At 74.0% G+C, this 26,176-nt stretch carries 22 protein-coding genes; 14 read left to right on the top strand and 8 right to left on the bottom strand.

The annotated features are described in order from the left end of the window. Positions 1 to 256: 256 nt before the first annotated feature. The 6 genes from ABD067_RS18920 to ABD067_RS18895 all read left to right on the top strand — a co-directional run bounded on the left by ABD067_RS18920 (position 257) and on the right by ABD067_RS18895 (position 9,797). Positions 257 to 1,240: a tripartite tricarboxylate transporter substrate-binding protein gene (locus tag ABD067_RS18920; protein WP_343896931.1), complete on the top strand. Its 984-nt coding sequence runs from the start codon at positions 257 to 259 to the stop codon at positions 1,238 to 1,240. A 121-nt stretch (positions 1,241 to 1,361) separates the two neighbouring features. Further along, positions 1,362 to 2,507, top strand: a complete 1,146-nt coding sequence (locus ABD067_RS18915; RefSeq protein WP_343896930.1) for an ABC transporter permease — start codon at positions 1,362 to 1,364, stop codon at positions 2,505 to 2,507. Then, entirely contained in the window at positions 2,504 to 3,295 is a 792-nt protein-coding gene (locus ABD067_RS18910) for an ABC transporter ATP-binding protein (protein ID WP_343896929.1), read from the top strand. Before ABD067_RS18915 ends, ABD067_RS18910 begins: the two co-directional genes overlap by 4 nt. A gap of 3 nt (positions 3,296 to 3,298) precedes the next feature. Continuing rightward, the gene (locus ABD067_RS18905; RefSeq protein WP_343896928.1) at positions 3,299 to 4,336 is read left to right on the top strand and encodes an MlaD family protein; all 1,038 of its coding nucleotides are present in this window, start codon (positions 3,299 to 3,301) and stop codon (positions 4,334 to 4,336) included. Positions 4,337 to 4,339: 3 nt separating this feature from the next. Then, positions 4,340 to 4,990 carry an ABC-type transport auxiliary lipoprotein family protein gene (locus ABD067_RS18900; RefSeq protein WP_343896927.1) on the top strand — a complete coding sequence of 217 codons (651 nt, stop codon included), beginning with the start codon at positions 4,340 to 4,342 and terminating at the stop codon, positions 4,988 to 4,990. Between the two features lie 331 nt (positions 4,991 to 5,321). Continuing rightward, positions 5,322 to 9,797, top strand: coding sequence for a PAS domain S-box protein (locus ABD067_RS18895; protein ID WP_343896926.1), 4,476 nt, complete (start codon positions 5,322 to 5,324; stop codon positions 9,795 to 9,797). Between the two features lie 81 nt (positions 9,798 to 9,878). Here ABD067_RS18895 and ABD067_RS18890 read toward each other — a convergent pair whose 3' ends face one another. The 3 genes from ABD067_RS18890 to ABD067_RS18880 form a co-directional block, all read right to left on the bottom strand. Beyond that, the gene (locus ABD067_RS18890; RefSeq protein WP_343896925.1) at positions 9,879 to 10,178 is read right to left on the bottom strand and encodes a type II toxin-antitoxin system RelE/ParE family toxin; all 300 of its coding nucleotides are present in this window, start codon (positions 10,176 to 10,178) and stop codon (positions 9,879 to 9,881) included. Next, positions 10,175 to 10,408: a CopG family ribbon-helix-helix protein gene (locus tag ABD067_RS18885; protein WP_343896924.1), complete on the bottom strand. Its 234-nt coding sequence runs from the start codon at positions 10,406 to 10,408 to the stop codon at positions 10,175 to 10,177. The genes ABD067_RS18890 and ABD067_RS18885 overlap by 4 nt, the downstream gene beginning before the upstream one ends. Before the next feature lie 139 nt (positions 10,409 to 10,547). Next, positions 10,548 to 12,215, bottom strand: coding sequence for an alpha-amylase family glycosyl hydrolase (locus tag ABD067_RS18880; protein WP_343896923.1), 1,668 nt, complete (start codon positions 12,213 to 12,215; stop codon positions 10,548 to 10,550). Positions 12,216 to 12,570: 355 nt separating this feature from the next. Between ABD067_RS18880 and ABD067_RS18875 the strand changes: the two genes are divergently transcribed. Next, positions 12,571 to 13,356 carry a hypothetical protein gene (locus ABD067_RS18875; protein WP_343896922.1) on the top strand — a complete coding sequence of 262 codons (786 nt, stop codon included), beginning with the start codon at positions 12,571 to 12,573 and terminating at the stop codon, positions 13,354 to 13,356. 33 nt (positions 13,357 to 13,389) lie between these two features. Then, positions 13,390 to 14,496 carry a S1C family serine protease gene (locus ABD067_RS18870; protein ID WP_343896921.1) on the top strand — a complete coding sequence of 369 codons (1,107 nt, stop codon included), beginning with the start codon at positions 13,390 to 13,392 and terminating at the stop codon, positions 14,494 to 14,496. Positions 14,497 to 14,706: 210 nt separating this feature from the next. Here ABD067_RS18870 and ABD067_RS18865 read toward each other — a convergent pair whose 3' ends face one another. After that, complete coding sequence (locus tag ABD067_RS18865; protein WP_343896920.1) at positions 14,707 to 15,042, bottom strand: succinate dehydrogenase assembly factor 4; 336 nt, start codon at positions 15,040 to 15,042, stop codon at positions 14,707 to 14,709. 109 nt (positions 15,043 to 15,151) lie between these two features. Here ABD067_RS18865 and htpX point away from each other — a divergent pair, with 109 nt between their 5' ends. Continuing rightward, entirely contained in the window at positions 15,152 to 16,078 is a 927-nt protein-coding gene (gene htpX, locus ABD067_RS18860; protein ID WP_343896919.1) for a zinc metalloprotease HtpX, read from the top strand. A gap of 42 nt (positions 16,079 to 16,120) precedes the next feature. On the opposite strand, the gene ABD067_RS18855 is transcribed toward htpX, so the two are convergent. Both ABD067_RS18855 and ABD067_RS18850 read right to left on the bottom strand, forming a co-directional pair. Beyond that, positions 16,121 to 16,831: an SAM-dependent methyltransferase gene (locus tag ABD067_RS18855; RefSeq protein ID WP_343896918.1), complete on the bottom strand. Its 711-nt coding sequence runs from the start codon at positions 16,829 to 16,831 to the stop codon at positions 16,121 to 16,123. Positions 16,832 to 17,064: 233 nt separating this feature from the next. Further along, positions 17,065 to 18,450, bottom strand: a complete 1,386-nt coding sequence (locus tag ABD067_RS18850) for a vanadium-dependent haloperoxidase (RefSeq protein WP_343896917.1) — start codon at positions 18,448 to 18,450, stop codon at positions 17,065 to 17,067. A 358-nt stretch (positions 18,451 to 18,808) separates the two neighbouring features. Between ABD067_RS18850 and ABD067_RS18845 the strand changes: the two genes are divergently transcribed. From ABD067_RS18845 to rsmA, 5 genes are all read left to right on the top strand, one after another. Further along, positions 18,809 to 19,690 carry a TauD/TfdA dioxygenase family protein gene (locus ABD067_RS18845; protein WP_343896916.1) on the top strand — a complete coding sequence of 294 codons (882 nt, stop codon included), beginning with the start codon at positions 18,809 to 18,811 and terminating at the stop codon, positions 19,688 to 19,690. A gap of 69 nt (positions 19,691 to 19,759) precedes the next feature. After that, positions 19,760 to 20,455, top strand: coding sequence for a DJ-1/PfpI family protein (locus ABD067_RS18840; RefSeq protein WP_343896915.1), 696 nt, complete (start codon positions 19,760 to 19,762; stop codon positions 20,453 to 20,455). 7 nt (positions 20,456 to 20,462) lie between these two features. Further along, on the top strand, positions 20,463 to 21,644 hold the full coding sequence (locus ABD067_RS18835; RefSeq protein ID WP_343896914.1) for an MFS transporter: 1,182 nt from the start codon (positions 20,463 to 20,465) through the stop codon (positions 21,642 to 21,644). A 112-nt stretch (positions 21,645 to 21,756) separates the two neighbouring features. After that, complete coding sequence (locus ABD067_RS18830; RefSeq protein WP_343896913.1) at positions 21,757 to 23,112, top strand: peptidylprolyl isomerase; 1,356 nt, start codon at positions 21,757 to 21,759, stop codon at positions 23,110 to 23,112. Further along, complete coding sequence (gene rsmA / locus ABD067_RS18825; protein WP_343896984.1) at positions 23,109 to 23,963, top strand: 16S rRNA (adenine(1518)-N(6)/adenine(1519)-N(6))-dimethyltransferase RsmA; 855 nt, start codon at positions 23,109 to 23,111, stop codon at positions 23,961 to 23,963. Before ABD067_RS18830 ends, rsmA begins: the two co-directional genes overlap by 4 nt. A gap of 54 nt (positions 23,964 to 24,017) precedes the next feature. Here the strand turns inward: rsmA and ABD067_RS18820 are convergent, their stop codons facing one another. Continuing rightward, positions 24,018 to 25,106, bottom strand: a complete 1,089-nt coding sequence (locus tag ABD067_RS18820) for a TRAP transporter substrate-binding protein (protein ID WP_343896912.1) — start codon at positions 25,104 to 25,106, stop codon at positions 24,018 to 24,020. Between the two features lie 134 nt (positions 25,107 to 25,240). Beyond that, positions 25,241 to 26,170, bottom strand: a complete 930-nt coding sequence (locus tag ABD067_RS18815; RefSeq protein ID WP_343896911.1) for an AEC family transporter — start codon at positions 26,168 to 26,170, stop codon at positions 25,241 to 25,243. Between the last annotated feature and the right edge of the window lie 6 nt (positions 26,171 to 26,176).

The following is a 26,176-nucleotide window of genomic DNA, read 5'->3' as shown; positions in this document are numbered from 1 at the left end:
CAGGAGCCGGAGCGAGAAACCTGCGCTCCTCGCCCGGGGCCCCAACCACCTTCTCTGCATCACCGCCCTGCAAGCACCCGACCGTTTCCAGATAATATCGCAACCATCTCGATTTGCCAATGAAAGAGCTGTGAGGCGCAATTTCGAGACGCTGCCGGCGTCGCGGGCGGTACGGCCGGAGGCGCCGCCCGTGCCTTTGTTGCGCGCCTCGCCCGCCCGGGGCACGGTCCCGCCGAGCCTTGTCGTGGACGAAGCCGTGATCCGCCTTCCCCGCCGCCGCCTCCCGTCGCTGTCCGCCCTGTTGCTCCCCGCCGGGACGACCGCCACGGCGCAGACACCGGACGCCTTCCCCGAGCGGCCCGTGCGCTACGTCGTGCCCTTCGCGCCGGCGGGCCTGACCGACATCATGGCCCGCCTGCTGGCGCAGCGGCTGTCCGAGATCTGGGGCAAGCCGGTGGTGGTGGACAACCGGCCCGGCGGCAACGCGATGATCGGCGCGGACGCCGCCGCCAAGGCCGCGCCGGACGGGCACACCCTGCTCGCGGTCACGCTGACCCACGCGGTGAATGCGAGCCTCTACCCCAACGCGCCCTACGACCTGCGGCAGGACTTCGCGGCCGTGTCCGTGCTCGGCGCGCTGCCTTTGGTGGTCGCCGTGCCCGCGGCGCACCCGGCGCGGGACTTGGCCGGGCTGCTGGCGATGGCGCGGACGCGGCAGATGAGCGCGGGGTCGTCCGGCAACGGCTCGCCGCCCCACCTTGGGCTGGAACTGGTGCGGCGCATCGCGGGCGCCGGGCCGAACCTCGTCCACGTGTCCTACCGCGGCGGGGCGCCGGCGGTGACGGACCTGGTGGCCGGCAACCTCGACCTGATCGTGTCCAACCTGCCGGAGTGCATCGCCCAGCTCCGCGCCGGGCGGCTGCGCGGCCTCGCCCTCACCGACCGGCAGCGGCACCGGCTGGTGCCCGACATCCCGACGGTGGCCGAGGCCGGGGCGCCGGACCTGCTGATCACCAACTGGACGGCGGTGCTGACCAACGCCGCCGTGCCGCGCCCGGTGCTGCGGCGGCTGGAGGCGGACGTCCTGCTCGCCATGCGCGACGGGGAGCTGGTGCGCCGCGCCGAGGAGGGCGGCTTCGACGTGCTCGGCTGGGATTCGGCGCGGTCCACGGCGCACGTCCAGGCGGAGGTGGGGCGCTGGGGCCGGTTGGTGGCGGAAGCGGGCATCCGCGCCGACTGAACGGCCCGGCCCGCGGCCCGCCCGGCCCCAACCGCGGCGTTTCCGCTGCGCCGCCCGCCTTTCGCGTGACAGGATCGCCCGCCCGTGCAACCTCCCGGGCCCGGAGGCGATTGATCCGCGGATGGCACGAGACGCGACCGGCACGGTGGAGGACGCAGCGGGCTTCGAAGCGCGCGCGGAGGGCGCGGGCGGCCTCCGCTTGGCGTTCCGCGGCGTGCTGGACGCCGGCGCGGTGGCGCGCCTCTGGCCGGACGCGACCCGCCGCGCAAAAGGCGCCGCGCCGCTCACCCTCGACCTCGGCCGCTTGGCCTCCCTCGACACCGCCGGCGCCGTGCTCCTGCTGCGGCTGGAGCGCGAGGCGGGCGGGGCGCGGTGGCAGGGCTTGCCGGTGGACGGCCCGGCGCGGGCGGTGCTGGAGCGGACCCGCCGCGCGCTGGAAGCTCCAGCCGCCGCCAAGGCCGCCGGCGACGGCGGCCTGCCCTGGGTCGGACGCCTGGGCCGCGCGACGGTGGGGCGTGGCGACCGCATGCTCGACCAGGTCGCCTTCCTGGGCGAAGCGTTGGTGGCCGGGGCCGGCGTCGCGCGGCGGCCTTGGCGCCTGCGCTTCGGCGAGGTGATGCGGCACCTGGACGAGGCGGGGCTGCGCGCCTTCGGCTTGACGATCCTGCTGGGCTTCCTGATCGGGTTGATCCTGGCCTTCCAGTCCTCCGTGTCGCTGCGCCGCTTCGGGGCGGAGTACTACATCCCCAACCTCGTCGGCATTTCGCTGCTGCGGGAGTTGGGGCCGCTGATGGCGGCGGTGGTGCTGGCCGGGCGCACCGGCTCGGCCTTCGCCGCCGAGCTGGGCACCATGCGGGTGAACGAGGAGGTGGACGCGCTCCGCATCATGGGCATCGACCCGGTCGCTTGGCTGGTGCTGCCGCGGGTGCTGGCGGCGGTCCTGGTGATGCCGGTGCTGGCGCTGCTGATGGACCTGTCAGGGTTGCTGGGCATGGGCGCCGTGATGCTGTCGCTCGGCTACGTGCCGGCCGGGGTCGCGGGCCAGCTGCAGTACGCGCTGCGCCTTTGGGACCTTTGGGGCGGCTTGTGGAAGGCGGCCGCCTTCGGGCTTTCCATCGGCCTGATCGGGTGCCGCGCCGGCCTCAACGCCGGGGGCGGGCCGCGCGCGGTGGGCGACGCGGCGACGGGCGCGGTGGTGGGCGGCATCGTGTCCATCGTGGTGATCGACGGCGCCTTCGCCGTGCTGTTCTACCGGCTGGGCTGGTGACGGCGGTGCCGGCCGGCGGCGACGCGGTGGTGCGCGTGGAGAACCTCGCCGCCCGCTTCGGCGGGCGCCCCGTCTTCGAGCGCGTTTCCTTCGAGGTGAGGCGCGGCGAGGTGTTCGTGATCCTGGGCGGTTCGGGTTGCGGCAAGTCCACGCTGCTCAAGCACATGATCGGCTTGTACCCGCCGGCCGAAGGCCGCATCGAGATCCTGGGCGAGGACATCGCCGCGCTGGAGGGCGCGGCCCGGCGGGCGCTGCTGCGCCGGATCGGCGTGATGTGGCAATCGGGCGCGCTGTTCGGCTCGTCCACCCTGGAGGGCAACATCGAGGTGCCGTTGGAGGAGCACACCGGGCTGCCGGCGGAGGCGCGGGCGCTGGTGGCGAAGGCCAAGCTCGGGATGGTCGGCCTCGCCGACGCGGCCGGGCGGCTGCCCGCCGAGATCTCGGGCGGGATGGCCAAGCGCGCCGGCATCGCCCGCGCGATGGCGCTCGACCCGCCGATCCTGTTCCTGGACGAGCCCTCCGCCGGCCTCGACCCCGTCACCTCGGCGGGGCTGGACGCGCTCATCAAGCAGCTCGCGCGCGACCTCGGCACCACCTTCGTCGTGGTGACGCACGAGCTGCAATCCATCCTGGCGATCGGCGACCGTTGCATCATGCTCGACAAGGCGGCGCGCGGGATGATCGCGGAAGGCGACCCGCGCCGGCTGCGCGACGAGAGCGCGGACCCGGTCGTGCGCGCCTTCTTCCGGCGGGAAGCGCCGCCGGACCGGCAGGGCGCGGCGGCGTAGGCGATGGAGCGGTCGCGCGGCCTCTACCTGCGCGTCGGCGCGCTGGTCCTGGCGGGGCTGGGGCTGGCGTTGGGCTTCGTGCTGTTCCTCACCGCGAACCGCCCCGGCGACTCCGCCGTGATGTACGAGACGTACCTCCGCGAATCCGTGCAGGGCCTTGAGGTCGGCGCGGCGGTGCGCTACCGCGGCGTTTCCATCGGCCGCGTCGAGGGCCTCGGGCTGGTCTCGGCGGAGTACCCCCGCATGGAGGGGGACACCTTCGGCCCCGCCTACCAGCTCGTCTTCGTGCGCTTCTCCGTGGACACGCGGCGCATCGGGGAGGCGCCCTCGGTGGACGACGCGATCCGCCTCGGCCTCCGCACCCGCATCGCGGCGGCGGGCATCACCGGCGTGTACTACGTGGAGCTCGACTTCGTGGACCCGGAGCGCTTCCCGGCCATGGCCGTGCCCTGGGAGCCGAGGGAAACCTACATTCCCGCCGTCCCATCCACCGTCGCGCAGGTGCAGAACGCGGCCGAAGCGCTGCTCCAGAAGCTGGAAGGCGTGGACGTCGGCGGGCTGCTGGAGAACCTCACCGGGCTGCTGTCCGACCTGCGGCGGGAAACGCGGGAGGGCGGCGACGTGGCGCAGACTCTGCAAGAAGCGTCCGCGCTGCTCCGCACGCTCCGCGGCGCGGTGGAGGAGGCCGACGTGCCCGGCGTGTTGGGCGGGCTGCGCGACGCCGCGGCCGAGGCGCGCGGCACGGCGGCCGAGGCGCGCGAGCTGCTCGCCAGCCGCGAGCTGCGCCAGACCTTGGCCAACGCCGCCGCCGCCGCCGCCGAGGTGCGGACCGCCGCCGCGCGCCTGCCCGCGACCATCGCCGCGCTCGAGTCCGGCCTGCGGGTCGCGCGCGGCGCTTCCACCGAGATCCAGGCCGAGCTGGCGCCGATCCTCCGGGACCTGCGCAGCGCGGTCGGCAACCTGCGGGACACCACCGAAGCGCTGCGCCGCTCCCCCGGCCAAGCGCTGTTCGGCGCCCCGCCACCGCCGGAGCGCCGCTGACCGATGCATTTCTCCCGCCGCCGTTCGTTGCTGCTGGCCCCGGCGGTGTTGGGCGACGCGGCTTGCAGCGTGCTCCCGAGCCGGCCGTACCAAGAGGTGCAGCGCTACGCCTTGGCGCCGGAGCGGCCGCGCCGCGAGCCGCCGGCGCGGCGCGGGCCGGTGCTGCTGCTGCGCACCGTGCGCGCGGCTCCGGGGATGGACAGCCGCGGCCTCCGCACCCTGGGCGCGGGCGGGCAGGTGGACACGGCGTTCTACGACGAGTGGGCGGCGCCGCCGGTGGAGCTGGTGGAAGAGGCGATGCGCCAGTGGCTGGCGGCCAGCGGCCTGTTCTCCGCCGTGGTGTCGCCCGGCTCCCGCCTGCGCCCGGGCTTGGTGCTGGAAGCCGAGTTGCTGCGCCTCCAGACCGAGCCGCGGGCCGGCTCGGCGCGGGCCGGACTCGCGGCGCTGCTGCTGGAGGAGCCACGCGACGGCGGGCAGGCCCGCATCCTCGGCCAGTTCACGCCGGAGGGCGCCGCGCCATTGCCCGGCGGGGCGCGGCGGGACGACGCGGTGCCAGCGGGCGAAGCGGCGGCGGCGATGCGGGACGCCCTGGCGGCGGCGCTGGCGGCGCTGGAGCGGGACTTGCGCGGGGCGGTGCGGACGCGGGTGCGCTAACAAGGGGTGTCGCCGCCTCACCTCCTTACTGCCTTACCACCTTACCCGGTGCCTAAACGGCCCCGGACGAGAAGCGCGGCCCGGGCCTTGGCGGGCGGGGCGTAGCCTTTCCCGATCCCGTGGCGCGAGAGCTTCCGCGGAGCGCCGTCCGGTTCTCGTCCGGGTGGCGCGTTGTGGCAACGACCTCTTCCGATTAACGTGCGGCATGGCAGCCCGGAGCAACAATCCCCGCATGTCTGGACGAGGGCTTTCCGCCGCCGCCCGCCATCAGGCGTCGGCCCGAGGACGCGTGGGCGGCGGCGGCGAACCGCGCGGCGCGGGGCGCACGTAGGTGGACCAGCCGACGGGGCGGATGGGCGGGACGGGCTTCCTCGCCGGCGGCGGCGAGATGGGCGCGTTGATGCGCCGGCACGACTGGTCGGCCTCGCCGATCGGCCGCCCGGAAACTTGGCCGCAATCGCTGCGCTCGGTCGTCGGGCTGCTGCTCGAATCCAAGTTCCCGATGTTCGTCGCCTGGGGGCCGGAACTCGCCTTCCTCTACAACGACGGCTACCGCCCCATCTTCGGGGCCAAGCACCCGCGCGCCCTGGGCCTGCCGTTCCGGGAGGTCTGGCCGGAGATCTGGGCCGACATCGAGCCGCTGGTCTCCAAGGCGCTCGCCGGCGAAGCGACGTTCCACGAGAACCTGCACCTCGTGATGGAGCGCAACGGGTACCCGGAGGACACCTGGTACACCTTCTCCTACTCCCCGGTGCGCGACGAGAGCGGCGCGGTGGCGGGAATGTTCTGCGCCTGCACCGAGACGACCGGGCAGGTGTTCGCGGAGCGTCGCCTGCGCGAAAGCGAGGAGGACTACCGCTACGCCTCCGACCTGTCGCCGCAAACGGTCTGGACGGCGCGGCCGGACGGCCAGCTCGACCGCGTCGGGTCCCGCTGGGGCGAGTGGACCGGCACGAGCGGCCTCGGCTCGAGCTGGGGCGACGCTTTGCACCCGGACGACCTCGCGCGTTCGGTGGAGGCCTGGACGCGCTCCGTCACGACGGGCGAGCCCTACGACATACAGCACCGCGCGCGCCTCCGGGACGGCTCCTACCGTTGGATGCACTCGCGCGCGTTCCCCCGGTGCGACGAGGCGGGCGCCATCGTGCGGTGGTACGGCACGACCCAGGACATCCACGCCGCGTGGACGGCGGAAGAAGCGCTGCGCGAGAGCGAGGCGCGGTTCCGCAACATGGCCGACCACGCGCCGGTGATGATGTGGGGCACCGACCCGGACGGCTACTGCACCTGGCTCAACCGGCGCTGGTACGAGTTCACCGGTCAGGTCGAGGCGGAAGCGCTCGGCCTGGGCTGGGCGAAGGCGACGCACCCCGACGACCAGAAGGCGGCCGAGGAGGCGTTCCTGGCCGCCAACGCCGCGCAGGGGCCGTTCCGCGTCGAGTACCGCTTGCGCCGTGCGGACGGCGTCTACCGCTGGGCGATCGACGCCGCTTCGCCGCGCTTCGGGCCGGACGGCGGTTTCCTCGGCTACATCGGGTCGGTCATCGACATCGGCGACCGGCGCGAGGCGGAGGACGCTCTGCGGGAGGGCAACGAACGCCTCACGCTGGCGACCGAAGCCACCGGCGTCGGCATCTGGGACTACGACCTGGTGTCCGGCGCGCTCCGTTGGGACGACCGGTGCAAGGCGCTCTTCGGCCTGCCGCCATCGGCCGAGGTGGATTACGGCACCTTCCTCGCCGGGCTGCACCCGGACGACAGGGGGACGACCGACGCGGCCGTGCAGCGCGCCCTCGCGCCGGACGGCCCCGGCGAGTACGACATCGAGTACCGCACGGTCGGCCTCGAGGACCGGATGGAGCGGTGGATCGCCGCGAAGGGCAGGGCCTTCTTCGAGGGTCAGGGGGCCGCCCGGCGCGCCGTGCGGTTCGTCGGCACCGTGCGGGACATCGGCGAGCGCAAGGCGGCGGTCCAGGCCTTGCGCGAGAGCGAGACGCGCCTCCGCGGCGTGCTCGAAGGCATGAACGAAGGTTTCGTGCTGCTCGACCGCGGCTTCCGCGTGCTGGCCATCAACCCGGCGGGCTTGCGGTTCGAGGGCCGCGAGGCCGCCGCCATCCTCGGCAAGACCCATTGGGAGGCGTGGCCCGGCACCGAGGACGCGGAGCAAGGCCGCCTTTACAAGCGTGCGATGGCCGAGCAGGTGCCGGTCGCCGCCGATGTCGAATACGCCTGGCCAGACGGGCGCGGCCGCTGGTTCGAGGTGCGCGCCTACCCGGTTCCCGAGGGACTCGCGGTGTTCTACCGCGACGTCACCGAACGCAAGCGGACGGAGGCCCGCCGCCTCGCCCTGGCCGAGCTCGGCGACCGCGTCCGCGACATCGAAGATCCGGCCGAGCTGTCCTTCGCCGCTGCCGAGATCCTCGGGCGGACGTTGGGCGTGAGCCGCGCCGGCTACGGCACCATCGACACCGCCGCGGAGACGATCACCATCGAGCGCGACTGGAACGCGCCGGGCATCAAGAGCCTGGCCGGCGTGCTCCGCTTCCGCGACTACGGCTCGTACATCGAGGACCTCAAGCGCGGCGAGACGGCGATCGTGGCCGACGCCGAGAAGGACCCGAGGACCGCCGCCACGGCGGAGGCCCTGAAGGCTATCAGCGCCCAGGCCTTCATCAACATGCCGGTGACCGAGCAGGGGGGCATCGTCGCCCTGCTCTACCTGAACCACGCGACCGCGCGCGAATGGCCGCCGGAGGAGCTGGCCTTCGTGCGGGAGGCGGCCGGCCGCACGCGCACGGCCGTGGAGCGCCGCCGCGCGGAGCAGGCGCTGCGCCACAGCGAAGCGGAGGCGCGCAGGCTGGCCGCGCAGCAATCCGCGACGCTCGGCCAGCTCGCGGAAGGGGTCATCGTCACGGATGCCGCTGGGCGGATCACCCTCATCAACGAGGCCGCCGGGCGCCTGCACGGCGCGCGCCGGCTCGACGTGGCGCCCGACGCCTACAGCGAGACGTACAGCCTGCTGACGGAGGACGGCCGCCCGTACCCGTCCCTCGACCTGCCGCTGGCGCGGGCCGTGCGCGGCGAGACGGTGCTGGAGGCGCGCTGGCGCATCCGGCGGCCGGACGGGGGCGAGGTGCTGGCGGTCGGCAACGCCCGTCCGGTGCTCGACGGGGCAGGCCGGCAGATCGGCGCCGTGCTGACCATCCGCGACGACACCGCGCGGCGGGCGGCGGAAGAAGCGCTGGAGCGGCTGAACAGGTCGCTGGAAGAGACGGTGGCCGCGCGGACGCGGGAACTCGACCGCGTTTGGAGGAACTCCCGCGACCTGCTCGTGGTGGTCGGCGCTGACGGGGTCTTCCGCGCCGTCAACCCGGCCTGGGCTGCGATCCTCGGCCACGGGCCGGGCGAGGTGGTGGGCCGCAGCTTCCTGGATTTCGTCTGGCCCGAGGACGCGGGCCCGACCCGAGACGCGCTGGACGCGGCGGCCTCGGCCGGCGACCTCACCGACTTCGAGAACCGCTACACGCACAAGGACGGCACGCCGCGCTGGATCTCCTGGCGCACCTCGCTCGAAGGCGACCTCGTCTACGCCTACGGGCGGGACGTAACGGCCGAGAAGGAGCAGGCGGACGCGCTGCGCCGGGCCGAGGAGCAACTCCGGCAGTCGCAGAAGATGGAAGCGGTCGGCCAGCTCACCGGCGGCATCGCGCACGACTTCAACAACCTGCTCACCGGCATCGCCGGCAGCTTGGAGATGCTGAACGCCCGCATCTCGCAAGGCCGGATCATGGAGGTGGACCGCTACGTCACGGCCGCCCAGGGGGCGGCGAAGCGGGCCGCGGCGTTGACGCACCGCTTGCTGGCCTTTTCGCGCCGGCAAACGCTCGACCCCAAGCCCATCGACCTCAACCGCCTGGTCGCGGGCATGGAGGAACTGGTGCGGCGCACCGTGGGGCCTGCGGTGGCGGTCGAGGTGGTGGCGGCAGGGGGGCTGTGGACGACGCTGGCGGACCCGAACCAGCTCGAGAACGCGTTGCTGAACCTGTGCATCAACGCCCGCGACGCCATGCCGGACGGGGGCAAGCTGACGATCGAGACCGCCAACAAGTGGCTCGACGCGCGCGCGGCGCGCGAGCGGGACCTGCCGCCCGGGCAGTACGTCTCGCTCTGCGTCAGCGACACCGGCATCGGGATGACGCCCGACGTGGCCCGTCGGGCGTTCGATCCGTTCTTCACCACCAAGCCGATCGGCATGGGGACGGGGCTGGGCCTTTCGATGATCTACGGCTTCGTCCGGCAGTCGGGCGGGCAGGCGCGCATCTATTCGGAGCCCGGCAAGGGCACGCTGGTGTGCCTGTACCTGCCGCGGCACCAAGGCGGGGGCGCGGACGAAGGCGCCGAGCCGGCGGCCGAGGCGCCGAAGCCGCGCGCCGGGCGGGGCGAGACCGTGCTGGTGGTGGACGACGAGCCGACCGTGCGGATGCTCATCGGCGAGGTGCTGGAAGACCTCGGCTACACCGCCATCGAAGCGGCGGACGGGGCCTCGGGGCTGAAGGCGCTGCGGTCCGCGGACCGCATCGACCTGCTGGTCACGGATGTCGGCCTGCCCGGCGGCATGAACGGGCGCCAGTTGGCCGACGCGGCCCGGGAGGCCCGCCCCGGCCTGAAGGTGCTGTTCATCACCGGCTACGCGGAGAACGCCGTGCTGAACCACGGCCACCTGGACCCCGGCATGCACGTGCTGACCAAGCCGTTCTCGATGGAGGCGCTGGCCAGCCGCATCAAGGACCTGATCGCGGGGGCGTAGGCGGGAGCGTCGGGGCAGGAGTCCGCACGGCGGCGGCGTCCTCACCCGGCGCCCGATCGATCGCTCCGCGGCGATCCGCGCTCAAGGCCCGGCGCCATCGTCCTCCGGCGGCCAAGCGCGCGCGCCGTGCAGCACGGCGAGCACCTGGATCTCCCGTCCGGCGATGCGGTAGGGCACCACGAACGGCGTGCGCGGGACCACCAGTTCGCGCGTGCCGGGCACCCGGCCTGCGCGCCCGCGCTCGGGAAATTGCCGGAGGCCCTCGATGGCCTCGCGGATGCGGGCGGCCACCGCCTCCGCGACTCGCGGGCGGTCCAAGGCGATGTAGGCGCGCGCTTCGTCGAGATCGGCGACGGCTTGCCGGGTGTAGCGGACGATCACCGCCAGCGGGCGAAGGCGGCGGCGACTTCTTCATCGGTTGCGAAGTCGCCGGCTTCGGCTTGGCGGACGCCTTTCTCGATGCGGGCGATCTGCCAGCGGTGGACGCTCAAATAGGCGTCTATGGCTTCGTTGATGAGGTAGCTGCGGTCGCGGTCGGTGGCACTCGCGAGCGCATCGAGCGCCGCGCGCTTCTCCGCATCCAGCCGAACCGTGACCACGTCGCGCGCCATGCCTGCCACGCCCCTCGCTCGCGGTGCGTGTTATGGCGTATTGCAGCGGAATACGCAACGGGCGCATGCGGTTGGTCCGCACTCGCGGATGTCCGCAGGCCCGGCCCGCGCTTGTGCGGGCCGGGGTCGGCGAAGCGTCTCAGGCCGGCGCCAGCTCGTTCACCGGCGACATCACCATCACCGCCGTTTCGGCCTCGGCGAGCACGGCGAATCCCCAGGCCGGCAGCGATCGCGCCGCGACCGACGGCCCGATCAGGGGCGTCAGCCCTTCCGAGAGTTCGGGCGGCAGCGCCACGGCCCCGCCCGACAGGTTGAACAGCAGGGTGATGCGCCGCCCCGCCGCCTCGCGCGCGAAGCCGAAGAGCGGCGCCGGCAGGCCCAGCGACTCGGCTTCACCGTGGCGCAGCGCCGGCTCGTCGCGCCGCAGCCGCAGCAGGGAGCGGGTGAACGCGAGCGTGCTGTCCGGCGCCATCTCCTGCTCGGAGACGGAAAGGTCGTAGTGCGTTTCCGCCACCGGCAGCCAGGGCGTGGAGCGCGGCGTGGTGAAGCCGGCGTGGGGCAGGTCGCCGCGCCAGGGCATCGGCGTGCGGCTGCCGTCGCGGCCCTTGAACTCCGGCCAGTAGGTGAGGCCGAACGGGTCGCGGATGTCGGCCTCGCGCAGCACCGCTTCCGGCAGGCCCAATTCCTCGCCCTGGTAGAGGCAGGCGCTGCCCGGCAGGGAGAGCAGCAGGGCCAGCAGGAGGCGGGTCATGCGCGGATCGGGCTGGCCGCCCGGCGCCCAGCGGCTCGCGGCGCGCTCGACGTCGTGGTTGGAGAAGGAGAAGCAGGGCCAGCCGCGTTCGCAGGTGGCGATGGCGTCCGACAGCAGCGCGGAGACGGTCGGGTGGTCGAAGCCGTGGCGGAGCGGGCGCAGCGTGTACGCCATGTGCAGGTGGTCGCGGCCTTCGGTGTAGCCGGCGATGCGCCGGTAGGCGCCGTCCTGCGACGAGACCTCGCCCAGCGTGGCGCGGCCCGGGTAGCGGTCCAGCAGCGCGCGCAGGCGCCGCAGCACCGGTTTGGTGCCGGGCTGGATCATGTCGTGGTCGTGCCGCTGCATCCCGAACAGCTTGGCCGGCACGGAGCCGTCCGGCGGCGGGTTCGCCGGGTTGTCGCGCAGTTCGGGGTCGTGGGTGAAGAAGTCGAGCGCGTCCAGCCGGAAGCCGTCCACGCCGCGCTCCAGCCAGAACTCTGCGATGCCGAGCAGCGCGTCCTGCACCGCGGGGTTGTGCAGGTTGAGCGCCGGCTGGGTGCTCAGGAAGTGGTGCAGGTAGTACTGGCGCCGCCGCGGCTCCCAGGTCCAGGCCGGGCCGCCGAAGACGCTGAGCCAATTGTTGGGCGGCGTGCCGTCCGGCCGCGGGTCGGCCCAGACGTACCAGTCGCCGGTCGGCGCTTCGCGGTTGCGCCGGCTCGCCGCGAACCAGGGGTGGCGGTCGGAGGTGTGGCCGCCCACGAGGTCGAGCAGCACGCGCAGGCCGCGGGTGTGGGCGGCGGCGATCAGGCGGTCCACGTCCTCCAGCCGGCCGAACGCCGGGTCCACGGCGCAGTGGTCGGAAATGTCGTAGCCGAAGTCGCGCTGGGGCGAGGGGTAGAAGGGGCAGACCCAGATCGCGTCCACGCCCAGGTCGGCGATGTGGTCCAGGCGGTCGATCAGGCCCGGGAGGTCGCCGACGCCGTCGCCGTCGCTGTCCTGGAAGCTGCGCGGATAAACCTGGTAGAGGACGGCGCCGCGCCACCACTCGGCGGTGCCGTCAGAACCCAAATGCCCCATACGAGTCGACTCCTGATCGAACGGCGCCGCCGTCCCGGCGCGGGGCTCAGCCCCTTCCCGCCCTGGACCACCACCGTTCAATGATAGACGTTGCGGCGGTCTCGTAACGTAACGAATCCGATCCGGTTCCGAGGCCGGTGTCTCCTCCCTGCCTTCAGGTTACGCGCGGGAGTGCGACGGCACCGTGGCGCCGACGTGACGATGCGGGCAATGACCCCCATCACAAGGTCGATGCCGGGGAGCCGTGTCGAACTCGCGGTCCGCAATGCCTGCGGGCGACGCCCGCCACGCCGGCGGCTTTCGGAACTGGAGAACGAGACACGGGAGGACCATGCCAGAGAAAGGTTTCGGGGAAATGTCCGCGGCCGCGCTGGAGGGCGCGGTGGCGGCGCTCGCGGCGCGTTTGCCGCTGGCGGAGCCGCCGGAGGCTGCGGTGGCCGCCGAGGAATGCCGCCAAGCCTGGCGCCCGGAGCGGGTGCGCGTGCTGCTGTTGGCGGAAAGCCACATCGCCACCAGCGCCGCCGACCTCACCTATAGGGTGGCGCTGCCGCCCGGCCTCGATTGGCCGGGGCCGACGCGGTTCGTGCGCCACATCTACTGCGCGGGCTACGGCGAACCGGAACTGCTGGAAGGGCCGCTCGGGCCCGGAGGCCGGCCGAAGGGCGGCACCCCGCAGTTCTGGCGGTTGATGGCGGCGGCCGAAGGCGCGGATTGCCCGGCTTGGCCCGTCATCGCCCGCGGCGCCGGAAAGGAGGCGCCGCCCCGGCTGGCGGCCAAGGCCGCGCTGTTGCACCGGCTCCGGGCGCGCGGCGTTTGGTTGACCGACGCGTCTTTGGCGGCGCTGGCGGTGCCGTCGGTGCGGCGCCACGGCGGGGCCGCGCTCGACGCGTTCGCGTTGCGGGAGAGCTGGCGGCTTTACCAAGGGGCGCTGCTGACGGCGTTGGCGCCGTTCCATGTCGCGGTGATCGGCTTGGGCGTGGCTCGGACGCTCGCGGCGGAACTGGACCGGGCGTTCCCGGGCCGATGGTCTGCCGTGCGACAACCGAACGGCGCCCGGGCGCCTAGCCGGTCACAGGAAGTTTGGACTCGGCTCGCCGCGATCTGTGATTGCTTCGCCCCCGCAAGGAATGCCACACAATAGGGCGAGAGACCCCGCTGGAGTATGTGCCGAGTCATGCAGCGCGTCCTGGCCCTCGGCTTGACCCTGGTCGCATCCGTCCCGGCCGCGGCGCAGGAGCCGTTCCGCGTCGTGAACCGCACCGGCCAGCAGGTCATGGAGCTGAACGCCGTGCGGTCGCCGCGCGGCGCCGCGAACGATTGGGGGCGCAACCTGCTGCCCCGGCCGATGGGGCCGGACGGGAACTTCTCGCTGCGCCCGTCGGAGGCCGCCGGCTGCCGCTTCGACATCCGCATGCTCCTGCTCGACGGGCGGGAAGCCAGGCTGGAAGACCAGGATGTTTGCGCGGTGCGGGTGGTGGCCGTCGGGCCGCAATCCGTGGCGCCGTTGCCGGGTGCCATGGGCGCCCCCGAGCCCGTGCCGCCCGGGCCGGCTGCGGCCGCTCCGGCGGCGGCCGCCACCCCCGGCCGCACCGCCGCCGCCGGCGTAGCCGGCTCCGCGCCCGCCATCGTCCGCCCCAACCCCCACGTCCGCGCTTCGTCCGGCACCGGCTTCGTGGTCGCGCCGGACCGGGTGCTGACGAACCAACACGTCATCAACGGCTGCAATCGCGTCCTCATCCGGACCCCGGACGGCCGGACCCTGGCCGCGACTCCGCCGGCGCGGGTGGACGTGCAGCGGGACCTCGCCCTGATTGCCGTGCCGGGCAATCCCGGTCCGGCCCTGACGTTCCGCGGCGGTCCCGACGTCCGGCGCGGGGAAGCGGTCGTCACCTACGGGTTTCCGTTGGCCGGGCTGCTGTCCTCCGGCCCGACCCTGACCACCGGCGAGGTCAGCGCGCTGTCCGGCTTCGCGGACCACCAGGGCCGGTTCCAGATCAGCGCCCCGGTGCAGCCCGGAAACTCCGGCGGCCCGCTGCTCGACCGGCAGGGCAACGTCATGGGCGTGGTGGTGGCCAAGCTGAACGCGGCCCTCGTCGCCGCCCGCTCGGGCGACATTCCCCAGAACGTCAACTTCGCCATAAAGGGTACGGAAGCGCTGGAATTCCTCCGCCGTGCGGGGCTGTCCCCGGCGGTGGCGGAGAGCCGCGGAACCGAGCGCAGCGCCATCGAGGTGGGCGAGGCGGCGCACCGGAGCACGGTGTTCGTCCTTTGCGAGAGGTAGTCGGTGCGGCCGCGCGAACGAAGCGTGAAGGTCGCGCCCGATGCGCTGGGCACAAAGCAAGTGGAATCAGGCGCCTGCCCCGAGTCGCGGGAACGAATCGCTGACTCGCCGAGGGCCGGGCGTACCCACCAGGGCTCGTGGCACCGTCGACGGGGAACACGCTAGCGCGTTCCCGCTCCGTCCTGGCGGGCCCGCCCGGCGGCGGCCTCATCAGAAGTCGTAGGCGCGACCCTTCCGTTCCCAATCCCCGTAGCGCGTGGGCTCCGGGCCGGTGGGGCCGCCGACCTCCTTCATGCGCACCGGCGGGTCCGTGGGCGGATCGCCGGCGGGCGTCGGGTCCGGGTCTTCGCCCGGGAGTGGCGCGTCCGGGCCGGGCGGGTCCTTCACCGGCGGCTCCGGCAGGTCCGGGCCGGGGGGAGGCGGCGGCACCGGCGGCACGGGGGCCGCCGGGTCGTTAGGGGAGATCGGGACCTGCGCCCGCCGCTCGGCGGCGTCGGCCGCGCCGGCGGGGGCACGGGGAGAGGCCCCTTGTGTCGCTTCGCTCATGTGCCTTCATCTGGGTGCGACCCCTGGCATCCCGCCACCTTTTTCTGGCCGCTTCCGGCCGTTTGGCGCGGATCGCCGCGGGCGGGCGCGGGCGGAGGCGCGGGCGGGCATGAACGGGTATCTGCGGACGGCGGTGCTGCTGGCGGGGCTCACCGCCTTGTTCGTCGGCATCGGCTACGCCATGGGCGGGCGGCAGGGGATGGTGATCGCCTTCCTGCTCGCCTGCGCCACCAACCTTTGGGCGTGGTGGAACAGCGACCGTGTGGTGCTCTCCATGCACAACGCTGAGCCGATCGCGCCCGAAAGCGCGCCGCGCCTCTACCGGATGGTGGAGGCGCTGGCGGAACGGGCCGGGCTGCCGATGCCGGCGCTCTACGTCATCCACGAGGACCAGCCCAACGCCTTCGCAACCGGGCGCAGCCCGGAGAAGGGCGCGGTCGCGGTAAATGCCGGCCTGCTCGACCTGATGGACGAGGAAGAGGTGGCGGGCGTGGTGGCGCACGAGCTGGCGCACATCAAGAACCGCGACACGCTCATCATGACGGTCACTGCGACGCTCGCCGGCGCCATCGGGATGCTGGCGCAGTTCGGCTTCCTGTTCGGCGGGCGGGACGAGCAGGGGCGGCAGAACCCCTTCGGCCCGCTCGGGGCGCTGTTGCTGCTGATCGTCGGGCCGATCGCGGCCATGCTGGTGCAGACGGCGATCAGCCGCTCCCGCGAGTACGAAGCGGACCGGATCGGCGCCGAGATCTGCGGCGACCCGCGCTGGCTGGCCTCCGGCTTGCAAAAGCTGGAGCACTACAAGCACGGGAGGATCAACCAAGCGGCTGAGGCGAATCCGGCGACCGCGCACATGTTCATCGTGAACCCGCTGTCGGGCTTGCGGATGGACGCGCTGTTCTCCACCCACCCGCCGACGGAGGAGCGGGTGGCGCGGCTGCTGGCGATGTCGCCGGCGGCGCCGGTGCCGCAGCGGTCGGCGATGCCGCGGCAGTATTCGCCTTGGGGCGGCGGCGGGCGCAACCCGTGGGGGTGACGCCTCCGGGCGGGCCTTCGGCGGCTCCGCGGCAGCGGGCCGCTACGCCGATGCCGCTCCCGGGCGGCGCCCCGCCATCATGGCGACGGTCGAGCCGGGCGGGCCCGGCAAGGACGTGACGTCGACCAGCCCGGACCGCGCGAGCAGGCCCTCGAACTCGGCCGGGGCCAGTTGGGCGCCTCCCCACAGGGCTGTCCGGAGCCGCGCGAGGGCTGTCGCCAGCGGGTCGGCGCCAGGGCCGGTGAAGGCCAGCAGGAGCCAGCCCCCGGGGCGGAGCACCCGGCGGACGCGCTCCAGGACGGGCGGCAGCGCCCGTTCGGGGATGAAGACGCCCGGCACCCACGCGAGGTCGAAGCGGCCCTCGTCGGGCAGGTCTTCCGCGCCCTGTTCGCGCAGTTCGATGCGGTCCGCGAGCCCGGCCGCGCCGACGTTGTCGCGCGCCAGCGCGATCGACGCCGCCAAAGGGTCGACGCCGACCACGCGCAGCGACGGCCACCGGCGGACCATCTCGACCGCCATCGCGGCGACGCCCACGCCGACATCGAGGAACGCGGCGTCCGCGGCGGCGAGGCGCTCGGCCAAGCCGTCGAGCCGCGGCGCGATCGTCCGCTCCAACGCGGCGGGGAACGCCGTCGACACGTCCCCGGCCGCCTGGAGCACGGCGGGGTCGGTGGACGACCAGGCGGTGCCGGGCGGCGCTTCCGACACCAAGCGGGCGCCGAGGAGCAACTCGGTGCGGATGCCGCCGAGCACCGGGCGGAGTTCGGCCGGGTTTGCCTGCTCGACGAGGTGCCGCGCGCCTGGACGGCGGGGTCGAGCGGCGTTCCCGTCGCGCGCGCCTGCATTGCGGCGCCCAGGGCGGCGAGCGCCCTGCTCGACACGGCGAAGCGTTCGACGAGGTCCCGGATGGTCGGCGCGCCCATGGAATCGTTTCCGCAAGGGCGCGGCGCGACCCGCGGGGGTCGCGCCGCGCCGTTTTCGACGCTTCAGGCGGCCGGCGTCAGGACGTAGGCCCGTTCCGCCACGCGCTGCCCGACCTTCGCGCCGCTTTCCCGGCCGCCCACGCCGTCGAAGCGCCAGTGGACGCCGAGGAACACGCGGCTTTCCAGGTTCTGCGTGATCATCTCTTCGATGCTAGTGAAGTTCCGCGTGACCTCCGGCCGTGCCACGCCCGCCGCGTCCGTGGTGCCCGTTTTGAACTCGTCGGACATGAAGTCGATGTTGATCACGTCGGGGTCGGCCGCCCCTTGCCGCGCCCGGAATTCCCGCAGCACCGTGAAGGCGGCGGCGCCGAAGGTGGCATGGCCGGACGGGTAGGCCGGGAAGGGCGGCGTGAAGTCCTGGCCGTTGTTCGACTGGTTGGACGCCGGGGCGCCGAGCGGCTCCCAGGCCGGGTCGCGGTCCGCGTCCGGCCGGTCGGGCAGAGCGACGTGCCGGCGGACGCCGACCACCGGGCGCCACACGTTGTAGAGGTACTTTGCGTGCCAGGCGACGGTGCCGGCGTCGGCCAGCGCCAGGTTGGCCTGGGCCAGCAGCGCCGCCCACTTGGCGTCGTTCGCGTCGTCCGCGCCCAGCCCGTCCGCCAGGCCCACCGCGCGGATGACCTGGTTGTAGAGCCGCGGCGGGGTGCCGATCTTCTCGACGCCGTCGTAGGCCCAGAAGATGCCGGTCTCGGTCTCCTCGGCCGTGCGGGTGCCGCCCGCGCGCGCGCCCTTGCCGTAGACCTCGACGTAGTCGTCGACGTAGGCCGCTTCGTGCAGCAGCGGCGGCGGCGGGGGCAGCGCTTCCAGCATCTCGTGCGGGCGGAGCACGAAGGGCGCCACCTTGCCGTAGCGCCAGCCGTAGAAGCCTTGGTTCGGGTTCAAGGGGTCGGCGTCGTGCAGGCCCGGCAGGCCGCCCGGCTCGTAGGGGCTTTCGCTGTTGCTGTTGGTCGGGTCCTGCGAACCGTCGCTCGCGCGCTGGCCGAGGATGGCGTCGCCGACCGTGCGGCCGAACCCCAACCCGTTCTCCACCTCCGCCACGGGCACGCCGGCGGCGGCGAGGACCGCTTGGAAGGCGGCGAGCCGCTCGTCGAAGAAGGGCCGCTGCCGGGTGTGGACGGCCGAGAGCACGGTGTGCGCCGCGCCGGCCAGCGCCGCCGCCGGCGACGCCGCGCCGGCGGGGGCGGCGGCGGTGAAGAACGGCGCGAACGGCGGCGTGCCGCCGTTCCCCAGGTGCGCCGCGGCGAAGGCGTCGGCCATGGCGGCGTGCGCCATCGCCAGGACGCGGGCGGAGTAGGTCGGGCCGGCCGCTTCGCGCGGGAAGGGGCCGGTGTGCTCCTCTTTGTTGGCTTCCAGCGCGACGTCGTTCCAGAACAGGGCTGCGGATTCCATGGTCGCCTCCAGGGCCGCCGCGCGCCGGCGCCGTTGCTGGATGCATGCGCGTGCGGCGGCGGCTCGGGGAGACAAGGCTGCCAGCGGTAGCCGCGCCGCTGTGCGCCAGCGCATGGCGCGCGAGCGCGTCGACGGCGTCGGCGCGCCTCCCCCGGCCGGACTCGTCCCGGGGAAGCCGATTCTCCGGCCGGAGGGAGCGACGGGAGGAACGCGGTGCCGGAAGGCTCCGGCGCGCCGGGTGGCGCGCCCGCCCCGCTGCCCGGCCGGCGGCTTCGGCGCGTTGAGGCGGGCCGGGGCGCGGCGCTAGGATGCGCCCCGGCCGAAGCGCTACGAAGGAAGAACCAGGAGGGTACGTCCGATGAGCTCCCTTTCCGGCAACCAGGGTCCGCGCATCCGCGCCGCGCGGACCGGCGAGGCCGCGCCTTACGAGGCGATCACCCTCGACCGGCTCACGCCGGTGATCGGCGCCGAGATCGGCGGCGTGGACCTCGGAAACCTGACCAACCGGCAATTCGACGAGATCCACCGGGCGCTGGCCGAGCACGGCGCCATCTTCTTCCGCGACCAGCGCATCACGCCGGAGCAGCACTTGGCCTTCGGCCGCCGCTTCGGCGAGTTGCACCTCCATCCGGCGGCGCCGCACGAGCCGGGCCACCCGGAGCTGATGGTCATCAAGGCCGACGAGAACAGCAAGCGCGCCAACGGCGAGGGCTGGCATTCGGACGTGTCCTGCGACGAGGAGCCGCCGATGGGCTCCGTCCTCTACATCAAGGAATGCCCGCCGGCCGGCGGCGACACGCTCTTCGCCAGCATGTACGCGGCCTACGACGCGCTGTCGGACCGCATGAAGCGCTACCTCGACGGCATGGCGGCGCTGCACGAGGGCGAGCACGTCTACCGCGGCCTCTACGCCGACGCGGGCGTGGCCGACAAGGCGAGCTACCCGAAGGCGGAGCACCCGGTGGTGCGGACGCACCCGGTGACGGGGCGCAAGGCGCTCTACGTGAACCGCGGCTTCACCACGCGGCTGCTCGGCGTGCCGGCGGACGAGAGCGACGGCATCCTGCGCTACCTCTACGAGCACATGGAGAACCCGCTGTTCCAGTGCCGCTTCCGCTGGCGGCCGAACTCGGTGGCGTTCTGGGACAACAGGTGCGTCCAGCACCGGGCGATGTGGGACTACTGGCCGCACCGGCGGTACGGCAACCGGGTTACGGTGAAGGGCGAGCGGCCGGTCTGAGGCGGCGGCGGGTTCGCGCCCGGCGCCGCGGCGTGGCAGCATCGGCGCCGCACCGCCGGAGTCCCCGCCATGGCCGAGCCGCTGAACATAGGCTTCCTGCTCTTCCCGCGCCTCACCCAGCTCGACCTCACCGGGCCCTACGAGGTGTTCTCGCGCCTGCCCGGGGCGAAGGTGCGGCTGGTGTGGAAGGCGCTGGAGCCGGTGCGGGCGGACACGGGCATCGCCATGCTGCCCGACACGACCCTGGCGGAGTGCCCGCCGCTCGACCTCGTCTGCGTCCCCGGCGGGCCGGGCGTCGGGGCGATGATGGAGGACGAGGAGGTCCTCGAATTCCTGCGCCGGCAGGCGGCGGGGGCGCGCTACGTCACCTCGGTCTGCACGGGGGCGCTGGTGCTGGGCGCCGCGGGGCTGCTGCGCGGCAAGCGGGCGACCACGCACTGGGCGAGCCACGACTTCCTGCCCGCGCTGGGCGCGACGCCGGTGGAGGGGCGCGTGGTGCGAGACGGCAACCTGTTCACCGGCGGGGGCGTGACGGCGGGCATCGACTTCGCGCTGGCGATCGCCGCCGAGGTGGCGGACCCTGAGGCGGCGCAGGCCATCCAGCTCCACATCGAGTACGCGCCCGCGCCGCCCTTCGACTCGGGCACGCCGAAGACCGCCTCGCCCGCCGTGCTGGCCGAGACGAAGCGGCGCGCTTCGGCGACGCGGACGGAGCGCGAGGCGCTGATCGGCCGGGTGGCGGCGAGGCTGGCGGCGGCGGCCTGACGGCGCGGTGGCGCCCGACGACGAGGGCGCGGCCGGCGGGCGCGCCGCCACGCGCCGCCTGATCCTGCTGCTGGGCTTGTCCTGCTTCGCGGGCGCCCTGGCCTCGCGCGTGACGGACCCGTTCGTCGTTTCCATGTCGGAGGAGTTCCGCGCTCAGCCGGAAAGCGTGGCGCTGCTCGCCTCCGCCTTCGCCGTGCCCTTCGCGCTGGTGCAGCCGGTGCTGGGACCGGTGGGCGACGCCTTGGGCAAGCGGCGGGTGATCCGCGCGGCGCTCTGCCTGCTGGCGGTGTTCACCCTGCTCGCGCCCTTCGCGCCCGACCTCGCCTCCTTGGCGGTGCTGCGCGGGCTGTCGGGCGCTGCGGCGGGCGGCGTGATGCCGCTGTCGCTGGCCACCGTGGGCGACGCCGTGCCGATGCGGGAGCGGCAGGTGGCGCTCAGCCGCTTGATCGTCTTCGCCATCGCGGGGCAGGTGGGCGGCGGCGCGCTGGCGGGGGTGCTGGCGCCGTTCCTCGGCTGGCGCGGCGTGCTCGGGCTGTGCGGGGCGGTGGCGCTCGCGGCCGTTGCGCTTATGGTGTTCGTGCCGCCGCCGGGGCCGCCGGAGCCGCGCCGGCGCTTCGAGCCGGTGGGCGCGCTGCGGCGCTACCGGATGCTCCTCAAGCTGCCGGCGGCGCGGGTGCTCTACGCTTCGGTGCTGGCCGAGGGCGTGTTCGTGTTCGGCGCCTTCCCCTACTTCGCGCCGGTGCTGGAGGCGCGCGGGCAGGGCGGCGTGCTGGAAGCGGGGCTGGCGGTCGCCGCCTTCGGCTGCGGCGGCTTCCTCTTCGCCGCGCTGGCGCGGACGCTGCTCGCGCGCATCGGGCAGGGGCGCATGGTGGTGCTGGGCGGCGCCTTGGCGGCGCTCGCGCTGGTCGGCTTGGGCGCGGCGCCGTCCGCGGCGGTGTTCGTAGCGGCCGGGCTGGTGCTGGGGCTCGGCTTCTACATGGTCCACAACACCATCCAGACGCGGGTGACGGAGGTGGCGCCGGAGGCGCGGGGCTCGGCGGTGGCGCTGCACGCCTTCCACTTCTACGTCGGCCAGTCGCTCGGGCCGGTGGCGGTGGGCGTGGCGGGCGGGCTGCTCGGGCCGGGCGCGGCCTTCGCGCTGGCCGGGGCCGGCATGCTGGCGCTCGGGCTGCGGCTCGGCCGCCGCTAGGACAGGAACGCCGACGACCGAAGTGCCGGGCGCGGCGCCGCCGCGGCCGGCGCCCATCCGCCGTCCCGCCGCGCCCTGGCCCCGGCGCGGCCCCGGGGCTAGAAAGGCCGCCATGCCGCGTCCCATCACCCACGCCAAGCGCAACAAATCCGCCTTCCCGGCGAGAGCGGCGCTCGTCCTGTTCGGCGCCGTCGCGGCGCTGCCGGCGGCCGGCGCCGGGCGGGAGGCCGCGGCCCAACTGCCGTCCCGGACGCAGGTCGCGCCGCAGGAGAACCGCATCGTCGCCGTGGTGAACGGCGACGTGGTCAGCCGCGCGGATGTCGTGGGCCGCGCCAGGCTCTTCGCGCTGAACGCCGGCATCGCCGTCGCGCCGGAGACCCTCGACCGCTTGGCGCCGCAGGTCACCCGGTTGCTGGTGGACGAGCGGCTGCGCATGCAGGAGGTGCAGCGCCGCCGCGTGCCCGTCACGGACGCGGAGGTCGCCGACGCGGTGGCGGAGCTGGAGCGGCGCAACAACCTCCAGCCCGGCGGCCTGCGGGCGCAGCTCGCGCAGGTGGGCGTGCAGTCGCGCGTGCTCTACGACCAGATCCGCACCCAGATCGGCTGGGGACGGCTGCTGCGCCAGCAGCTCGGCCCCTCGGCGGTGCCCACCGACGCCGAGGTCGAGGACGCGATGCGCGCGGCCAAGGCGCGGGTCGGCCAGCCGGAGTACCAGGTGTCCGAGATCTTCGTCCCGGTGGACGACCCGGACACCGAAGGCGAGACGCGCCGGTTCGTCGAGGAGGTGATCCGCCAGCTCCGCGCCGGCACGCCCTTCCCGGTGGCCGCGACGCAGTTCAGCCAGTCGCAGACCGCGTTGCAAGGCGGCGACCTGGGCTTCGTGCGGCGCGACGAGCTGGACCCGGAGGTGGCCTCCGTGGTCGAGCGGATGCCGCCCGGCGCCATCAGCAACCCCATCCGCGTCCCCGGCGGCTTCCAGATCGTAGCGCTGCGCAACAAGCGCGAGTCCGGCCGCGACATGGCCACGATGGTCAGCCTGCGGCAGGCCTATTTCCCGTTCACCTCCGCGCTCGACCAGAACAACCCGACGCCGCAGCAGCGCGACCAGGTGGAGCGCGCCCAGCGCCTCGCGCAGGAAGCGCGGAACTGCAACGCGGTGGAGCAGGCGGCGGCGCGCGCCGGCGGCGGCGACCGGCCGAGCGACCCGGGGCAGATCCGGCTGGAGACGGTGACGCCGCCGCAGCTCCGCTCGCTCATCGCCGGCCTGCAACCGGGCAAGGCGTCGCAGCCGATCCTGACGCCGGAAGGCGTGCTGGTGATGATGGTCTGCTCGCGCGAACAGAAGAACCTGGCGGAACTGACGCCGGAACAGCTCAAGAGCCAGCTCCTGCGCGACAAGGTGGAGAACCTGTCCCGCCAGTTGCAGCGCGACCTCCGCCGCCGCGCGAACATCGAGATGCGGAGCTGACCGCGGCGGCCCTGCCGTCCCTGCGCGAGACGGTCGCGCGGCACGGGCTGGGCGCGCGCAAGTCGCTGGGCCAGCACTTCCTGCTCGACGAAGCGCTGTGCCGGCGCGTCGCGGCGCTGGCGGGCGACCTGTCCGGGCGGCACGTCCTGGAGGTCGGCCCCGGCCCTGGCGGCCTGACGCGCGCCCTGCTGGACGGCGCGGCCGCGCATGTCACGGCCGTGGAACTGGACCGGCGCGCGGTCGCGGCCCTGGCCGAGCTCGCGGAGGCGCACCCCGGCCGGCTCACGGTGTTGGAGGCGGACGCGCTGGGGGTGGACGCCGCCGCCTTGCTGCCGGCCCCGCGCAAGATCGTCGCCAACCTGCCCTACAACGTGGCGACGCCGTTGCTGGTGGGGTGGCTCCGCGCCGCCGCCGCCTTCGAGGGCATGGCGCTGATGTTCCAGCAGGAGGTGGCCGAGCGCATCTGCGCCGCGCCGGACACGGACGCCTACGGGCGGCTCTCGGTGCTCGCGCAGTGGCGCTGCCGCTGCGACTTCCTGCTGCGCCTGCCGCCCGGCGCCTTCTCGCCGCCGCCGAAGGTGTGGTCGGCGGTGGTGGGCTTCGGGCCGCGCGCGGAGGACCCCGGCCCGGCGCTCTTCGCCGCCATGGAACGGCTGACCGCGGCGGCCTTCGGGCAGCGCCGGAAGATGCTGCGCGGCTCGCTGAAGGCGCTCGGCGGGGCGGAGGCGCTGCTGGAGGCCGCGGGCATCGAGGGCACGCGGCGGGCGGAGACGCTCACGGTTGCGGAGTTCGACCGCATGGCGCGCGCGCTGCTCGCGCGGGGCGGCCAGGCGCCGGGCGCGGCGCGGTAGCGGTCCGGGGCCGCTCCGCGTCAAGCCGGCCGGCGCGCCCGGTGGAGCGGTGCGTCAGCGCTGCGCCGTGGCGACGGCGGCGAAATTCGCCATCGAGTCCTCGGAAACGCGGAACCACTGCGTCTGCTCGACCCGGTGCTTGTTCCAGTGCTCCCACACCTTCCGGAAGCGCGGGTTCTGGTCGCCCAGTTCGGCGTACAGCTCCTGGCTCGCCTTGTACGCCGCGTTCAGGATGTCGCGCGAGTACGGCTTGAGCTGCGTCCCGGTGGCGAGCAGCCGCCGCATCGCCGGCGGCGCGAGCTCGTCGAAGCGCGCCATGGACCAGTGCCAGGTCTCGGCGCCCGCGGTCTCCATCGCTTGCTTGTACTGCGCCGGCAGCCCGTCCCATGCCCGCGTGTTCACCATGATGTCGGCGGACGGCGCGTATTCCCACCAGCCCGGGTAGTAGTAGAACTTGGCGATGCGGTTGAAGCCGAGCTTCTCGTCGTCGTAGGGGCCGATGTACTCGGCGGCGTCGATCACGCCCCGCTCCAGCGCCGGGTAGATGTCGCCGGGCGCCAGTTGCTGCGCCACCACGCCGAGCTTGCCCATGACCAGCCCGGCGAGGCCGGCGATCCGCATCTTCAGCCCCTTCATCTCGTCCACCGTGCGGACCTCGCGGCGGAACCAGCCGCCCATCTGCGCGCCGGTGTTGTTCGCCGGGATCGCGTGGACGCCCTGGTCGCGGTAGACGTCGCGCATGATGTCCCGCCCGCCGGCCTGGTGCAGCCACGACCAGGTCTGGCGGCTGCTCAGGCCGAAGGGAACGGCGGTGCCGAAGGCCAGCGCGGGGTCCTTGCCGTAGTAGAAGAGCGACGGGGTGAAGCCGCACTCGACGGAGCCCTGCCCGACCGAGTCCATCACCTGGAGTCCGGGGACGATCTCGCCCGGGCCGAAGGGGAGGAGCTGGAAGGCGCCGTCCGTCAGCTCGGAAACGCGCCGGCAGAACAGCTCGTGGCACGCCCATTGGGTGTCCACGGATTTCGGGTAGCTGCCCGGGCAGCGCCAGCGGAGCTTCGGCTGGGCGGAGGCGAGGTTCGGGGCGGCGAGCGCGGCGGTCGCGGCGCCGGCTGCCCCGCCGGCGACGAGGCGGCGACGGTCCATGCGGGTTTCCCTCCCTGCGTGCTTTGACGCTTCGGGAGCACCCTGCGCCGGATCGGCCGGTCGCGCCACAGCGGAAATGCGGTTCGAGCGGCGGACCGCGCCGCACGGTGGGCCGTCCAGGCGGCCGCCGCCGATCACCCCGTCCGGAACCAGGCCAGCAGCGCCGAGAGCGTGACCACCGAGGCCGCGGTGGTCACCAGCACCGTCGCGCCGGACTTGTCCGCCTCGATCTGGTAGCGCTGCGCCAGCAGGAAGGCGTTGGCGCCGGTCGGCAGCGCCGCCACCAGCACCGTCACCGCCGTCTCGAAGGGCGGGACGGCCAGCGCCGCGCAGGCGGCCCAAACTGCGGCCGGGAGGACGAACAGCTTGAGCGAGCCCGCCGCCAGCGTGTCCCGCCAGGTGGCGCGCGCGTCGAGCCCCGCCAGGCTCCCGCCGAGGCAGAACAGCGCCACCGGCGGCCCGGCCGCGCCCAGGAGTTCCAGCGCGCGCCGGACGAAGCCGGGCGGCGCGGGCAGGCCGAGCAGCCGCCAGAGCAGCGCGGCGGCCACCGCCATCACGATCGGGTTGCGCCCGACGCCCGCCACCGTGGCCCGCAGCACGCGGCGCCACGGTGCGCGGGCGTGCAGGCCGATCTCCGCCACCACCGTCGCGGTGCCGAGCAGCACCATCGAGTGCAGCGCCAGGATCGCCAGCAGCACCGCCAGCGCCTCGGCGCCGAAGGCGGCGGTGACGAGGGGGATGCCCATCATCACCGTGTTGCCGAAGGTGGCGTCGAGCGCCAGCATCCCCGCCGCGCCCAGCGGCCGGCCGCCCAGGCGCCGGGCCGCGTAGAGCGTGGTCGCGTAGACCGCAGCGGTGCCGACGAAGAAGGCCAGCGCCGCGCGACCGCCGCCCACCGCGCCCGTTGTGCCGCCGAGGAACAGCAGCGCAGGGGCGGCGAGGGAGAAGGCGAAGGCGTTCAGCCCCTTGAAGCCCGCCGGGTCCACATGGCCCCGTTTGGCCGCCGCGTAGCCTAGGGCGATGATGAGGAAGACCGGCGCGACGATGCCGAGGACGACGGTCACGGCGAC

It is taken from the genome of Craurococcus roseus (assembly GCF_039523795.1).
In the GTDB taxonomy this organism is placed as follows: domain Bacteria; phylum Pseudomonadota; class Alphaproteobacteria; order Acetobacterales; family Acetobacteraceae; genus Craurococcus; species Craurococcus roseus.
This window is presented reverse-complemented; position numbering and strand designations above follow the sequence as displayed.

Coding starts and splice junctions, on each gene's coding strand:
- ABD067_RS18840 (WP_343896915.1), top strand. CDS start 19,760: ATGGCCGAGCCGCTGAACATAGGCTTCCTGCTCTTCCCGCGCCTCACC.
- ABD067_RS18820 (WP_343896912.1), bottom strand. CDS start 25,106: ATGGACCGTCGCCGCCTCGTCGCCGGCGGGGCAGCCGGCGCCGCGACC.
- ABD067_RS18830 (WP_343896913.1), top strand. CDS start 21,757: ATGCCGCGTCCCATCACCCACGCCAAGCGCAACAAATCCGCCTTCCCG.
- ABD067_RS18845 (WP_343896916.1), top strand. CDS start 18,809: ATGAGCTCCCTTTCCGGCAACCAGGGTCCGCGCATCCGCGCCGCGCGG.
- ABD067_RS18885 (WP_343896924.1), bottom strand. CDS start 10,408: ATGGCGCGCGACGTGGTCACGGTTCGGCTGGATGCGGAGAAGCGCGCG.
- ABD067_RS18870 (WP_343896921.1), top strand. CDS start 13,390: ATGCAGCGCGTCCTGGCCCTCGGCTTGACCCTGGTCGCATCCGTCCCG.
- ABD067_RS18915 (WP_343896930.1), top strand. CDS start 1,362: ATGGCACGAGACGCGACCGGCACGGTGGAGGACGCAGCGGGCTTCGAA.
- ABD067_RS18880 (WP_343896923.1), bottom strand. CDS start 12,215: ATGGGGCATTTGGGTTCTGACGGCACCGCCGAGTGGTGGCGCGGCGCC.
- ABD067_RS18850 (WP_343896917.1), bottom strand. CDS start 18,450: ATGGAATCCGCAGCCCTGTTCTGGAACGACGTCGCGCTGGAAGCCAAC.
- ABD067_RS18875 (WP_343896922.1), top strand. CDS start 12,571: ATGTCCGCGGCCGCGCTGGAGGGCGCGGTGGCGGCGCTCGCGGCGCGT.
- ABD067_RS18865 (WP_343896920.1), bottom strand. CDS start 15,042: ATGAGCGAAGCGACACAAGGGGCCTCTCCCCGTGCCCCCGCCGGCGCG.
- ABD067_RS18900 (WP_343896927.1), top strand. CDS start 4,340: ATGCATTTCTCCCGCCGCCGTTCGTTGCTGCTGGCCCCGGCGGTGTTG.
- ABD067_RS18905 (WP_343896928.1), top strand. CDS start 3,299: ATGGAGCGGTCGCGCGGCCTCTACCTGCGCGTCGGCGCGCTGGTCCTG.
- htpX (WP_343896919.1), top strand. CDS start 15,152: ATGAACGGGTATCTGCGGACGGCGGTGCTGCTGGCGGGGCTCACCGCC.